The organism is uncultured Treponema sp. (assembly GCF_934725225.1).
Taxonomy (GTDB): Bacteria; Spirochaetota; Spirochaetia; order Treponematales; family Treponemataceae; genus Treponema_D.
In genome coordinates this window covers 146,839-160,009 of sequence record NZ_CAKVAM010000002.1, presented here as the reverse complement: position 1 = coordinate 160,009, position 13,171 = coordinate 146,839, and the positions used below count along the sequence as shown (strand labels likewise).

The window sequence follows — 13,171 nt, the reverse complement described above, 5'->3', positions numbered from 1 at the left end:
TTTCCACAGGAATTTTCAGTAGTTGTTTTTTTACTTGTTCGCCCTTACGCCGTCAGTAACCTTGTCGCCAAGTTCTGATGAGTCAGACTTATTTGCATTTTCTGCATTTTGCCTAGCATTGGCTCTGTCTTGGTCGCGCTTCATAATTTCAAGAGCAACATCTTCTCCCTGCTTCTTTTTTTCAGCATAAAATTCTTTACGCGTCATATTGCGCTGGCCTCCAGTGCGCTCATCATATTTAGTGGCAGTCTTGAAATTAGAATTTGAAGATGTTCCAAGAGTTTTTCCCTCATGCCCTTTAGCAGAGCCTTGTCCTGAGATTCCATGGGCACTAGCACCGCCTCCTGCACCGCCGGAAGCTCCGTGTCCGCCTCCAAAGCCAGCCATCTGCTTAAACTTGTCCCAGCCAGGAATGGAATCATGCCCTTTTGAGAATTTCTCAAATCCGGCTTTTGCACGGTCTTTCAAGTCAGCAGTTGCAACAGCCCCCATCGCTCTAAGTGCCTGCCTTTTATTTCCGCCCAATTCTTTGACACCTTTTCCTGCCGCCTTTATTTTTGAAGCTTCACCTTTTAAATTAGTGCCTGTATTGACCGCGCCTCTTACAGCATTCGCGCTTGCAGCCTTCATTCCGCCTGCTGTCGCAGCCGCAGTTCCAATGCCCTGCAATGCCTCGCCCATGCTCAGCTGAGGCTGGCCTGTCAGGATTGTCTGCGCAATCTTCGGAGCGTTCTGCGTCATCACATAGCTCAAGACCGCATTGAATGCGACATCAACAAGAAGCCACACAATATCGAATCCGTCCGACGTGATTGTGTTCACCGTGAACTCTATTATCAGGTAGTAAACGAACATCAGGCACAATGTTATCACAATCATCTTGACCATGAAGCTTATGAAAACCGGCACGAGCTTTTTCGGAATGTCCTTAGTACCGTCAAAAAGAAGAAGCGGAATAAAAATAACTCCGACAGCCGCCACAATCGTGAACTCAATCACCGTCATTATGTACTGAACAAGCGCGAATATCACGCAGAGCGCAAGCACAATCACGCAGAACCACACAACAATTCCGTCAAGAACAAACTGCATGCCGCTCTGGATAGTTCTTCCGGCGGAAACAAACGGATTCAGCTTTGCCGAATCAATTTCCTCGTTTCGCTGAAGAAAAGCCGAAGTATTCTTTGAGTGCATTATGTTCGCCGCAAGAAGCGTCATTCTCAAGAGCGCGCCCGGAGACAAGTAGAAACTCTCGTTTCCGTCGGCATCCTTTATGAATATGTCAAGAGAAATGTACGTGTCCGTGTTGTCGCCGATTTTCGTTCCGTCCAGATTTCTGTCGCCAAGAACAGCATTTATAGCCTTGAGAGTTTCCACCTTGAACAGGTCTTTGAATTTTCTTTTTTCATCATCAGACTTGTCATTTTTCTGCTCTGACAGCTTTCTGTTCATCTCGTTTGAATCCCATCTGTTGCCTCCTTTCAAGCCGGGAATCGAGCTTGTGGCTTTTCCTACAAAATCATTGTAGCTGTCCTTATCGCCAAGCGATTTTGGAGAATAATCATCAAGCCTTGATTTCGCGTCCTCGTCATTTCCGGCCTCGATTGAATTCACGGTCGCAAGGTCAGCCTCTATCGACGAGCGCATGGCTTTCAGCTCGCTCACAATAGCGTCCTTCGCGCCGCCTGCCTTTATCCCTATCTCGCCTGCAATTCCGCCGATTCCAATTACAATCGCCGGGTAAAGGTTCAAAAGAAGAAGATAGCCGACCCATTTAAAGATTGTGTCCCACCAGAAATCCTTGACCGTCATGCGCGACATGGCAACCTTGAAGCCTGACCAGGCAAGACCGATAAGACCGAACAGATTTCCATAAAAAGCAGCCCACTTGTAGCCCTGCGCCATAACGCCGCCGAAATACTCAAGTGTCTGCACAAGAGGAAGGTCAAACGCATCCATAAATCACACCTCCATCCGCATTATTTTTTGTAGCGCGAGCTGATTGTCTTCTTTCTGTAGTAGTCAGTCTCCTGAGCCTCGCGGCTGCTCGCCTGCTCCGCGTCCGCCTTGTTCTGGTCGGCAATCATCTTTGAGGCTGTAATCGCGCACAGGTCGTTTATTCCGAATCCCAGCTGTGTAACTTCCTGAATAAGCTGGTCTGTAAGAAGAGCCTGAGCCTCGGCAATTCCGGCTTCCGTCGGGTTTCCGTTGGAGTCAAGATTGCCCTCAAGAGCCGCCTGAAGAATCGTGTTGTTCTTCATCGCAATCTCCTCAAGCTTCATTCTCTTAGCCTCCTCTGTTGCAGCCGCCATAACCTCGCTGCACTGCTTCTTCACGGAGTTCACGCTCTGCTGAACGAAAGCGTAGTTCTGAGGGCTTATTCCGTACTTCACCCATATAGCCTTCTTCTGATCCTCATCAAGCCCGTCCGTCAGGCTGCTGACAGTTTTCTGCATTGTCTCGGACATAAACTGTTTATAGTCCCTGCAGGCAGTCAGAAGATTCTTGTCATTCTCCCACAAGTCGTCCTGATTGTTCGGGCTTATTCCGCACAGGTCAGCGATTGAATACTTAATGTTTCCGCAGCTTATCGACGGAGTTGTCATCATCTTCTTTATGTTCCGCGCGGAAGTGAGAAGCCTGTTCACACGCTTTGTCGCGTCCCTTATGTCGTTTCTAATGTCAAAGTCGCCGTCAAACGAGATGTTGTCCCAGTCGATGCTCTTTGCCCTCTCAACCTGCTGCTGAATCATGTTGTACTGGTTCTCAATCTGCGTGATTGTGTTCATCACCATGTCATATCCCTGATAGACCTGGTCAATCGCGGCAAGCCAGCCTGAAACATCAAAAACCGGATAGCCTGTCGCTGAAATATTCTGAACGCTGAAAAGCGCCATTCCAAAGGCAAGAATGATTCTGCCGATTTTTTTTCTGATATTTTCCATATAAACTCCGTTTTCTGTTTTTTTTGATTTTATGATGAGAGAAGCATTTCCTTGTATTTCGAGTAGTCAAGTCCGCGAATATCTTTTCCGATTTCTTTGTATTTTTCCTTGACCGCGTCAAGAAGCTCAAAGGCAAGCTCCCTTGTTGTGTTTCGTCCGTACCTGCTCTCAAGGTTGTCCAGAAGCTCATGGTCGCTTGAAATCAGCGCGAGCTGGAACGCGTCAAGGTCGAGAGTGAACATCCGGCTTCCGTTCGGGTTCTTGAAGTAATAGTCCCTTTTCATGACCGCCTCGGACAAAGCGGCTATCTCGCTGTCTGTAAGCCCGAAATCCCTGTAGCTTTCAGCGGTCTGAACCGCATTCTCGTCAGCAAGATAAATCTTTGTGAGGCACTGCTGGACTATCGTGTCGCGCAAAGACGACTTGCTCGCTGCGCTGACCTCCTGTGTCGCGAATATGCAGAACACCTTCTTCTTTCTCAAAGTCCTGAGCCATTCCTGGATAAATCCCGAGAAAACCGGATGCTGAAGATAAAGCCACGCCTCGTCAAGAAACAGAAAAGTCAGAGGCTGTCTCTCGCCGTGCGGAACTGTCCAGAGCTTTTCAAGATAGCGGAAGATATACATCAAAGCCGGCGCTACAGCCTTTTCTGAAAGGCGCATGAGGCTTCCCATCTCTATTGTCATCAGCTTGGAAAGATTCAGAGTAGTCCTGTCCGCGTCAAATATTGAGCCGAAAGCTCCTCCCCGGCAGTACGGGTCAAGCCCTGTTCTTATCGTGTTGTCGCCTGTGTCCGGGTCTGTGTAGTTCACATACTGCTGGAACGATGTAAGGTCGTGCATAGAGTTGTCCTTCTCAGAAAGAAGCATAAGAGTCTCGCTTATCGCCTTGCTCATTTTCGGAGTCGTCTCAATATTCTGCTGGGCAAGGAGGCTCTCAATAAACTGCTGGCACCACATGAGGCTCTCGCGGTATTCTTTTTTATTGCATTCTTCCGGGTTCAGAAGCTCGCTCAGCGGCTGGAACGCCACATCATCCTTTCCAGGCTCCACATAAATTCCGCCGGATGCGACCATGAACGCCCGGCTTGAGAGCTGCTTGTCAATGCAGACAATGTTCGCGTCCCTGTACTTTGTGGCCTGCGCCATAAGCAGAGCCATGAGTGTTGACTTCCCTGCTCCTGTCGGTCCGAAAATAAAAGTATGCCCTACATCGCGCACATTCAGATTAAGAAAGAACGGAGTTCCATAGCTTGTCGAGCAGGTTACAAGAGGAACAGAAGAGCCGCAGGTCTCAAGCGTGAAGTCGTTGTAAAGCATTCCCTGCCATGCGGAGCTTAGAGGAATGATATTCGCCATGTTCTGAGTGGAGATAAGAGGACGGCGGATATTCGCATAGACGTTTCCGGGCATCATTCCCTCCCACGCCTCCATGTTGTTCATTTTTTCTTCCATGCACGAGAAGCCGCATGAGCGCACAACCTGCTGGAGCTTCCGCGACTTCTCCTTTGCCGCTGAGAGTTTCTTGTCCCAGCACATAAGGCTGCTTGTGTAGTATCCGAGAACATAGCTTCCCATAGCGATGTCCGCCTGAATCTGGCTGGCCTCGCCTTCCATCGCGGCAGCTCCTGAATTCTCCCGGTCAATCTCGACATTCGCGGCAAGTTCTGTGATAATCGTGCCCGCGCTTTTTCTTGCGGAGTACATCCGCTTCTGATATTTGTCCGCCTCTTTTGAGGACATCTCCTTGCTCATCGGAATGAATCTTGTCGTCCACCGGAACTCCTGCATTGTCCTGTTCAGCTTGTCAAAGACGGCTGGATAAGTGCTGCTCGGAAAATCCATCACGGCGATTATGGGAACATAATAGTCCCCGATTTTTAGCGGCATCGAGGTCTTCACGTCCATGTCGCAGATGTAGTTGTCAAGGAAGAAGAAAGTGTTCTCAGGATAGAACATATCCTGCCGCCTCATGCTCACCGACGACTTTATGTAGCTGAAAAGCTCCGAGTCATCAAGCCTGTGGCACCATATTTTTGTTGAGAGAGTCCCCATCGCCTTGTCTGTCTCATCAAGAAAATTCTCGATTTCCTTTTTCATTCCGGAAAGATTTTCCGCACCGTGGGAATGGCTTCCGCCGCCGCTCTTCCTCTTTCCGCTTCTGAAGAAAATCGATGCAGCCTTGTTCTCGATGTCTCCCGGAAGCTGGTATACAAACGAAATATAATAGTCGGTCGTGAAATGCTCGCCGTACTTGTGGTAGTTCTCAGCGCGCCTCTGGTCTATGAGCCAGCCCGCAAGGTTTGAGAATTCTCCTGCCGGATAGTCCTTTGTCTTGTATCTCTTGCAGTCGAAAAAAATCGCCCAGCCCTCCTGCTGTGCCAGAGCCATAGTTGTGCGGTTGAACAGAGATGCCATCGCCGCAGTTGAAGCCGGAGACGATGACTCAAGGTCAGGATACTCAACCTGATAAGATGTCATCAACGCTCCGTTCTTTAAAAGGCAGACACCGGGCGACATTATGAACGAGTAAGGGCTGACATATTTGAGCATGTTCGCGCTTTCCCTGTTCAGCCTGAAAAAGTCAAGAAACGGAACATCCATCAGACTGCCCTCCATAAGTTAGGCTGCATGAGCCTGTCAAAAAGAATCGTCATCATATAAGGGTCGTCCTTGCAGAGCATTTTAGCCGCCACAAACAGAACGATTCCGACCGGGAAGCACCAAACGCTCACAAGGTTCATCAGCACAATTGTAAGAACAAGAATCACCATCGCTGGAGCAATCCCGATTCCAAGCACGACGTTCGGCTGAAGCAGCACGCGGTGGACTGGAACTGCATAGTCATATAACGTAGGTTCGTTTTCCAAGTTGTCCTCCAAGAAAAATAGGATTCAGACAGACAGCAGGACTTTTCCTGCCGTCCGTTTTTTCGCTAGGCAATTCCAGATATTAAGTTTTCCGCCACCGGAATGACTTTTTCTGCCATTGAAATCTCAAAGTTCAGGTCGCCCAGAAAATAAGAGCAGATTCCTGACGAGCACAGAAGAATCAGAGTTCCGATTATCCACGGAGCGAACTTTTTAAGAATCTGTCCGCCACCGCCCTGCTGCCCTGCGACAACCACGCCGATTGCCTCGATTATCAGCGCGACAAGAAGAAGGACTTTCACCCAGGTTGACTGCAAAAGAGAGAGGATTTTGTCTCCCCAGGTGTCAAGCTGCTCGATAGTGTCGCCGCCACCTCCGCCGGATGCAAATGTCGGAGCTACAATCATGAACAGCATGAAAACTGTTATAAGAAATTTTCTGTCTGTGACAAAGCCTTTGATTTTCTGGACGGCTTTTTTAGTTTTTTCGGACTTCATAAAATACTCCATAAAGAATGTTGAATTTCAGTTTTCTCTTCGTGTTCTCAATTTCTGTTCAAAAAAAAGGCAAAAAATTTCTATTCGTGCATGAGGCTCGCCTCACAAATCAGTTTCTATTCGTCAGCCTGAAAATATATTTTCCTGAAATGCCTCCTCAACTTATAAGATTGTTGCTTTCAAGGTCTTCCATGAAAGACGAGCTTCCCATCTGCATGGTTTCGACAACCTCGCTCACAACCGGGCCGTTTCTTGTCGGCTTCATGTGGACAAGAAGCTGCACGGACTGCGCCACGTCCGGAAGCTCTCCCGGAATCACCTCGCGCAAAAGGTCGCGGATTCTTGAGAGCATTGTAAGCGCGCAGTTAGCGTGAACTGTCGTGATTCCGCCGGTATGCCCTGAATTCCACGCCTTCAAGACCTCGTTTGTCACATCGCCGTAGCGAAGCTCGCCGAAAATAATGCGCGACACATTGCAGCGGAGAGCTGTCGCGACTGCTTTAAGGCAGTCCTTTCCTGCCGCCCAGATTGGAACAAAGTCGCGCGCCCTGCACTGAATCTCGCCTGCGTCCTCGACAATATAGAAGCGGTCGTCCGGCGTGAATTCCCTCATCTTGTCTATGGTCGCGTTAAGCAGCGTCGTCTTTCCGCTTCCTGTCTCGCCGCCGATGACAATATTCGAGCGTTTCTTTATATGCTCTATTAGAAGGTCGTAGCGTTCCTTTGTAATCCGCCCGGACTCAAGATAGCTTTCAAGAGAGAAAATCTTTGCCGGAGGACGGCGGATAAAGTACATGGGATTGCGTGCGGCGCGCGGTGGCAGGATTCCCTCCACGCGGATTTTCCAGTTCGGAAGAACGCCCTCGACAATCGGGTTGTCCGGATCAACAGTAACGCCGAGAACAGCGGCCGTCGCGTAGATTATTCTTGTTGTGGTCTGGTCGTCAAAGAAAATTCCTGTGAATGTCTTTTCCATTCCAAGCCCCTCGACAATAAGCTCGCCGTTTATTCCAATTGCGATGTCAGTCACATTCCTGTCCTCGATAAAAGGCACAATCAGCCTCATGTCGTCCTCAAGGTTCTTTATCCACTTGTCGAGCTTCACCTGCTGCCCGAATCCGTCCATTCCTGTCATTTGTGCTCGTCTCCCTGCTCGTATGCGTCAAGAATCATGCTCTCAAGAACGCCTGAGTGGTTGGTCTTGAGAATCCTCGTGCAGTCCCTGACGAATCTTTCGTATTCAATGTTCACAAGCTCGTCGCTGTTTATCTGCCTGTTCGGGAACATCTTCATGATGAATTTTGTCTGCTGCATGACGATAAGAGCCAGAAGCTCGACCTTGTTTTCCAGATAGCGGATTTTCCTTGAGTTCTCCACCAGCGAGGCATGGACGATTTCCGAGTCGCTCATGCTGCGGTTGATATAGTTGTTCAACGCATGGCGGATAATCTCGCTTTCAGTCGTGTTGTGCTCAAGAGCCTTGCTTTTTATCAGGTTCTGCATCTGCTCAGTCATGCGGAGCTGCTTCAGGACACCGTACTTCACATAGCTTTCTTTCCTATTGTTCTTCACCGCTCAATCTCCTTTTCATTATGATTCTTTGAATGGGACTTCTGCTCCAGCCTTTTGTGAAGCTCGATGTTTTCTTTTTTAAGCTGAATATTTTCTTCTTTCAGCCTGTCAACCATTTTCACGGCATTCTTGAATCCGTCCAATACACCGTGCCCGCACTCGCGCTCAAGTCCGTCAACATTCACGGTTGTTTTCTCGTAAAGCAGATTTAACTCCGAGCCTTTTTCTGCTGATGTTGACTTTTCGTTGTTTTGTGTTATATTTTCTCGTGGAGGTTCGGTTTTGCCGTTCGCTCTGGTCGGATTGACCGTCACCAGCTGCCTGCCAGTTGCACGCTCAATCACTTGCCCGATTTCATCTGATGCATAAATCAGCTGCTCGGGCATTTTTATTTTATTAACTAAATTGTTGATGTCCCTTTCATGTGTCGATATGGATACATTTTCATCCTCTATAGCAACAACAACAGACTGAACAGCTTTATTTTTTCCATTGATTTCAAACGATTTTGCATAAAGATGTGCTGTATTGAAATCCCCGAATACACTTTGACGAGTTTCATTGATTACAATATCAGGCGTTTTCAATGTGTCATGGACAGCCTGTAAAATACTCTGACGCTCCTTTGCTTCCAGTTTCTCAAACTGGTGCTCATCAAGTTTCACTTCTTCCAAAGGAGTCTTTATCCGCGAGTAAGGAAACAGCATATTATAATTCTCACGAGTGAAATCTATTTGTCTAATAGGCTTTGCAATTTGTCTCAATGAATCTTTTAGAGAGTTTTTTAGCTCATCAATATCTTTTAAAATATTATCTTCCATATCTCACTTCCACTTCCGTTAAAATTTTGTCTCGCGTTCGTCGTCCGCAAAAATATCGAAGTCGCTTGGTATTGACTGTGTAACCTCGATTTTCTCAATGCGCTTGATTGTCCTCTGGATTGAGCTTTCCACGTTGAAATGCTTTCTGCGGTGGCTCGGGAGTTTTTTTAGCCTTGAGTAAATCTCATTCATCTCAGGAACTTTTCCGAATGCCTTGTCCTTGAATCTAGGGTCTTCGTAATAGACAACCTTCTTTCCCTTGTACGGCGGCATTTGACCGTTGAATACAATGCAACGCGAGAAGTCCATCTTCATAAGCTCGTCCGGGTTCACAAGGCTTGTCTGCGTTTCCTGCGAGCTTCGCGATATATTGCTGAATCCGACTTGCCACTTTGTGCCGGAACTAGAGATGTTGTCCAAAAGAACAGAGCGGTTTCCGATTGTCTCTGAAAACTGCCTTGCATCCTTTATGTTTCCCGGGGCAAAAAGTATGATTGTCTTGCAGTGGTCAAGGAACGGATGGTTCTCGCCGTAGACATCAACAATCTGGTTCAGAGACTGGCTTACGATAAAGAAAGTGACTCCGTAGCCTGCAAGAATTCCGGCGTTCAATGCAATGTCCGGGAAATATCCAAGAACCGGGAACTCGTCCAAAAGGAACAGGCACGGAATCTTGAGCTTGACGGCGTTCGCGTTCGTCGTTCCGCTTGAGAATTTCTTAATCATAAAAGTGATTATCATCCTGAACACAGGGCTGATTCGCTTGATGTGGTTGTACGGAACAATGAGGTAAAGGCTGATTCCGTTCTTTCCGTCGATAAAGTCATCCACACTGAAATCAGAGTATGCGGTCGCGTTTTTAAGCAGCGGGTCCTGGAACAGGGAAATCTTGCTGAAAACAGTCGAGTATGTAGAGGCGCGCTCCTTCGGTGTCTGCGTCTCCGAGCGGTTCGCCGCCTTGACAATAAGCTCGTGGATAAGAAGGCTTTCGTGTCCCGAGTCGTCAACATGGACTCCATCCTCCCTCATTTGAGCAAGCATTGCAGAGCCAGGTCCGCCGCTCTCCTCGTCATCGCCTTTACTGTCATCGCTGCTTGCCTGACTGAAAATATCAAGGACTGTGGAAAGGTTCTTGTCCTTCCATGCGATATAGCGGCAGAAGCGCACGTGCATGACAACGCCTGCGAAAATATCGCGCGCCGTGTTGTTGAAGTATTGCGTAGCTCCGTCAGAGGCCGCCTTTGCATTCTCAGCTCCGAAGAAAATTTCGGCAATCATGTCAGCCCAGGAGAACGCCTCGCTAGGGCTGTCCAGAATCTCGTGAATCGGATTGTAGTGCGCTGTGTCTCCATCCGGGTCGAGAGGGCGGAACGGAATGCATGTGCTGAACCTTGAGCGGTAGCCTGCCGAGGCTTCCCAGTTCTCGCCCTTTGGGTCGAAAATCACCATCGAGCCGCGCCCTTTCACGGCTTTCTTCCCGGTCTTGCTGTCCGTTCCCCAGTACGGAACTCCGTAGCTAAGGCAGGTCGGAATTACAGTGCTGACTCCCTTTCCGGTTCGTGTCGGAGCAATCATCCAGGTGTTTGTACGTCCTGAATGGCAGACAACCGGAGCGACATGGACTTTCCTGGTAACAAGATTCTTCGGAAGGTCTAAAACAAGACTCATCTTTTCCTTGTCAGTATGGTAGCCGACATTCGCGCTTGAAAGCTGTCCGCAGATTACACCGCGCGGCTGGAGCATTCCAAACTTCTCAAGGTCTTTTCTTGTCGCCCATCTCGCTGTTCCGTGTATGTGCTGGTTCTTCTGGTGGGCGGAGACAATCACGCTTGTTATGAGGAACAGAAGCACAGCAACGACAAGGCCGATGAACGCGGCAGGGGCTGCCTGAAAAAAATAGTACGAGTACACGTCGTCAAAGGCGTACTTGAACATTCCAAGAATGAATATGAGCGGATTGTAGACGCGGTACGCGCCATTTAAAATAAAGAGCGGCCGTCCTATGACATTATAGTCATGGTTCATAAGGACTGCGAATTTCTGCGTGGTCAGAACAAGCCCTGCCAGAATACACAGAATCGGGACAATCCAGTTGAGCACGGCAAGCCAGTAGACCTTATGGGCCGCATCAGGGTCTGTGCGGATGAATTCTTCTTTGTCTTTCAAAACAACTTTTCCCCGGGCGGGCAGAAAATATTGTTTTTATTTCAAGATTATTTCTTAAATTACAATACTATTTATTTGTAAAAACAACAATACACCGCATTACAATAGAAATCTTTTTTAGACAATCATATATCATTATGGCAAGTAACAAGTATTATTTATTTTTTACATTTTCTTGTAATTCTTTAAATAGCTTATAAACATTACAACTCGTGGCTTTCTCATTTTCTATTTCTTCTTTTTTCTTGCTCAGTTCAAAAGCATTTTCCATTGCAAAATCAAAATAAGGCTTTAAAGTCGAATATAAATTTGCTGATGAAAGCCACACCTGATTTTTCGAATAACAAGGAATATGCTTTTTCAGCTCAGCAATAATCTTATCCTGTGAACTGTAAAATAAATCAGGCATAGTATAATGAAGTAAAAACCATACTTCAAAGGCTGGCATAGAATCAGCAAAATGGATTCCTTTTGATATAGCTTCTTTGTAAAGTTTTGATGCTTCTTCTGACATTCCATTTGCAATAATTGTATCTCTATCAAAAACACACCATATAGAATCATAAACACTTGACTCATGTTCAATCAACGCTGATTTTAAAATAGTATATAAATCGCTATGTTTCGAAACTTTAGGTGTAATCGTCACTCCAGGAATACGCCCATTTGCCTTAACATCCGAAAAATATATTTTTTCTACAGGACCTTCAACTATAAGAAGAAATGTTTTATTTGCTTTTAACTTACCTAGTTTTCTTGACACAGAACAACTCCCTCAATGAATTTATATCAACATTTGGCAAAGCACCAAATTTATCTGCTTGATACAATTTCTTTCTCGATGTCTCTTTCCTTATCCCTGTATAGTCAACTATCGAATTATATTTGCTTCCACCTGTTGAAGTTTTATTACAAAACCAAATTTCATCATCTCTTAAAAGCCCTGAATCAAGCAGCTCTTGATTATGGCTTGTAAATAACAATTGAGATTCCTCAGAACACTCGAGAAATAACTGAATAAACATTTCAAGCAGTTCCTGGTGCAAAGATGATTCAAGTTCATCAATAACACAAAAAGAAGGTTCCTGCGTTATATCTATCAATGGAGCAGCCAATTCCATAATTTTTTGTGTTCCGGCAGATTCTAAATGCAGAGGAAGAGAAACATCACTGTCGTAATGATGTATAAGACTTACATTTCTAGCAATAGGCTTTTCTCCTCTCTTTGCAATTTGATTTCGAATTTCCTCAGGAAAAGTTTTTATTATCTCATCAGGAATTTCTTGTTTTGTAATAGAAATATCTTTAATGTTTCCAAAATCAGAAAACGAAAGAATATTTATAACTTTTCTTTTAAAATCCTCATCTTCATCCATTCGCTTTGCAACATATCCATAGAGAGCATTATCAGTACTATCTATCATACCCTTAAAACGTTCGTTAAGATGATTATAAACATGAAGAAATATCGGATGTTTAGCCTGCGCCCCAGCAGAAACAACCGAACAATTATCTCTAGTTAACTCAGCTATTGTTTTTTTTGCACCTGTAACACATACGCCCCATTTTATATTATCAGTTCTTTCAAAAATCAGCCGTTTCTGCCCCTTTGGAGAATAATACAAAGATTCTATTAGAACTTTTTCATCATTCAGCTTTAAATAATATTCATAGCGAATAACATTTTCAGAATCAAAATCTTTAGCATAAAAAACTAGCCTAAACTCACCAGGTTCTTTTGCGGTAACTGGATCAAATAAAAAAGGAATAAAATGTATCTTTTCTGTTGGCTGCAGCGAATGAAATGAAAGAACCAAAAAATTCACATAGAACGTAAGAGCCTCTGCTATTTTTGTCTTTCCAGAGGCATTAGCTCCATAAATACAGGCCAACTTCAAGAATTTCTTTCCACCAAAATCAATACAATGCAATTCTTCATCCACATTAACAGTATCTGAAGCCTCAAAACTGATCAGTTGTTCCTCTTTTATAGAAAATGTATTTTTAACAGAAAATTCTAAAATCATACAACACCTCCTTATAAGGCAATTCAATATAGCACAATTTTAACAAAAAAATCAATAAATTGAACTTAATTTTGCACATTTTACGTAAAAATAAATTCAATTTAACCTTTTTTATTGACAACTAAAAAAGCTTTTATTATATTAATTTCATAAGTCCTCGTTGAGGCAAAAAAAAGCACAGGCGGCAACCTGTGCAGAAAAATTATACAAGCAGATACCAAAAGAGATAACCACCTATAAGCTATTTTTTAGGTTATCATAAATTCCCTAGACT

The 13,171-nt window shown here is 45.5% G+C and carries 11 protein-coding genes; all 11 read right to left on the bottom strand.

What is annotated here, in order from left to right; translation table 11 throughout:
* Positions 1–30 precede the first annotated feature (30 nt).
* The 11 genes from Q0H92_RS03585 to Q0H92_RS03535 all read right to left on the bottom strand — a co-directional run bounded on the left by Q0H92_RS03585 (position 31) and on the right by Q0H92_RS03535 (position 12,897).
* A complete protein-coding gene (locus Q0H92_RS03585; RefSeq protein WP_296012059.1) occupies positions 31–1,959 on the bottom strand; it encodes a type IV secretion system protein in 1,929 nt (642 codons plus the stop codon).
* A 20-nt stretch (positions 1,960–1,979) separates the two neighbouring features.
* Positions 1,980–2,945 (bottom strand): hypothetical protein, encoded by a 966-nt coding sequence (locus tag Q0H92_RS03580; RefSeq protein WP_296012057.1) that lies wholly within the window; start codon positions 2,943–2,945, stop codon positions 1,980–1,982.
* Between the two features lie 29 nt (positions 2,946–2,974).
* A complete protein-coding gene (locus tag Q0H92_RS03575; protein WP_296012054.1) occupies positions 2,975–5,548 on the bottom strand; it encodes an AAA family ATPase in 2,574 nt (857 codons plus the stop codon).
* Positions 5,548–5,814, bottom strand: a complete 267-nt coding sequence (locus Q0H92_RS03570; RefSeq protein WP_296012051.1) for a VirB3 family type IV secretion system protein — start codon at positions 5,812–5,814, stop codon at positions 5,548–5,550. The genes Q0H92_RS03575 and Q0H92_RS03570 overlap by 1 nt, the downstream gene beginning before the upstream one ends.
* A gap of 65 nt (positions 5,815–5,879) precedes the next feature.
* Positions 5,880–6,311, bottom strand: coding sequence for a TrbC/VirB2 family protein (locus tag Q0H92_RS03565; RefSeq protein WP_296012049.1), 432 nt, complete (start codon positions 6,309–6,311; stop codon positions 5,880–5,882).
* A 157-nt stretch (positions 6,312–6,468) separates the two neighbouring features.
* Positions 6,469–7,446 carry an ATPase, T2SS/T4P/T4SS family gene (locus Q0H92_RS03560; RefSeq protein WP_296012046.1) on the bottom strand — a complete coding sequence of 326 codons (978 nt, stop codon included), beginning with the start codon at positions 7,444–7,446 and terminating at the stop codon, positions 6,469–6,471.
* Positions 7,443–7,883, bottom strand: a complete 441-nt coding sequence (locus tag Q0H92_RS03555; protein WP_296012044.1) for a hypothetical protein — start codon at positions 7,881–7,883, stop codon at positions 7,443–7,445. Before Q0H92_RS03555 ends, Q0H92_RS03560 begins: the two co-directional genes overlap by 4 nt.
* Entirely contained in the window at positions 7,880–8,704 is an 825-nt protein-coding gene (locus Q0H92_RS03550) for a PBECR2 nuclease fold domain-containing protein (protein ID WP_296012043.1), read from the bottom strand. Before Q0H92_RS03550 ends, Q0H92_RS03555 begins: the two co-directional genes overlap by 4 nt.
* Before the next feature lie 18 nt (positions 8,705–8,722).
* Positions 8,723–10,870, bottom strand: coding sequence for a type IV secretory system conjugative DNA transfer family protein (locus Q0H92_RS03545; protein WP_296012039.1), 2,148 nt, complete (start codon positions 10,868–10,870; stop codon positions 8,723–8,725).
* 154 nt (positions 10,871–11,024) lie between these two features.
* A complete protein-coding gene (locus Q0H92_RS03540; protein WP_296012037.1) occupies positions 11,025–11,633 on the bottom strand; it encodes an RloB family protein in 609 nt (202 codons plus the stop codon).
* Positions 11,614–12,897 (bottom strand): ATP-binding protein, encoded by a 1,284-nt coding sequence (locus tag Q0H92_RS03535; protein ID WP_296012034.1) that lies wholly within the window; start codon positions 12,895–12,897, stop codon positions 11,614–11,616. Before Q0H92_RS03535 ends, Q0H92_RS03540 begins: the two co-directional genes overlap by 20 nt.
* Positions 12,898–13,171 lie beyond the last annotated feature (274 nt).

Coding starts and splice junctions, on each gene's coding strand:
- Q0H92_RS03565 (WP_296012049.1), bottom strand. CDS start 6,311: ATGAAGTCCGAAAAAACTAAAAAAGCCGTCCAGAAAATCAAAGGCTTT.
- Q0H92_RS03535 (WP_296012034.1), bottom strand. CDS start 12,897: ATGATTTTAGAATTTTCTGTTAAAAATACATTTTCTATAAAAGAGGAA.
- Q0H92_RS03585 (WP_296012059.1), bottom strand. CDS start 1,959: ATGGATGCGTTTGACCTTCCTCTTGTGCAGACACTTGAGTATTTCGGC.
- Q0H92_RS03575 (WP_296012054.1), bottom strand. CDS start 5,548: ATGGATGTTCCGTTTCTTGACTTTTTCAGGCTGAACAGGGAAAGCGCG.
- Q0H92_RS03580 (WP_296012057.1), bottom strand. CDS start 2,945: ATGGAAAATATCAGAAAAAAAATCGGCAGAATCATTCTTGCCTTTGGA.
- Q0H92_RS03560 (WP_296012046.1), bottom strand. CDS start 7,446: ATGACAGGAATGGACGGATTCGGGCAGCAGGTGAAGCTCGACAAGTGG.
- Q0H92_RS03550 (WP_296012043.1), bottom strand. CDS start 8,704: ATGGAAGATAATATTTTAAAAGATATTGATGAGCTAAAAAACTCTCTA.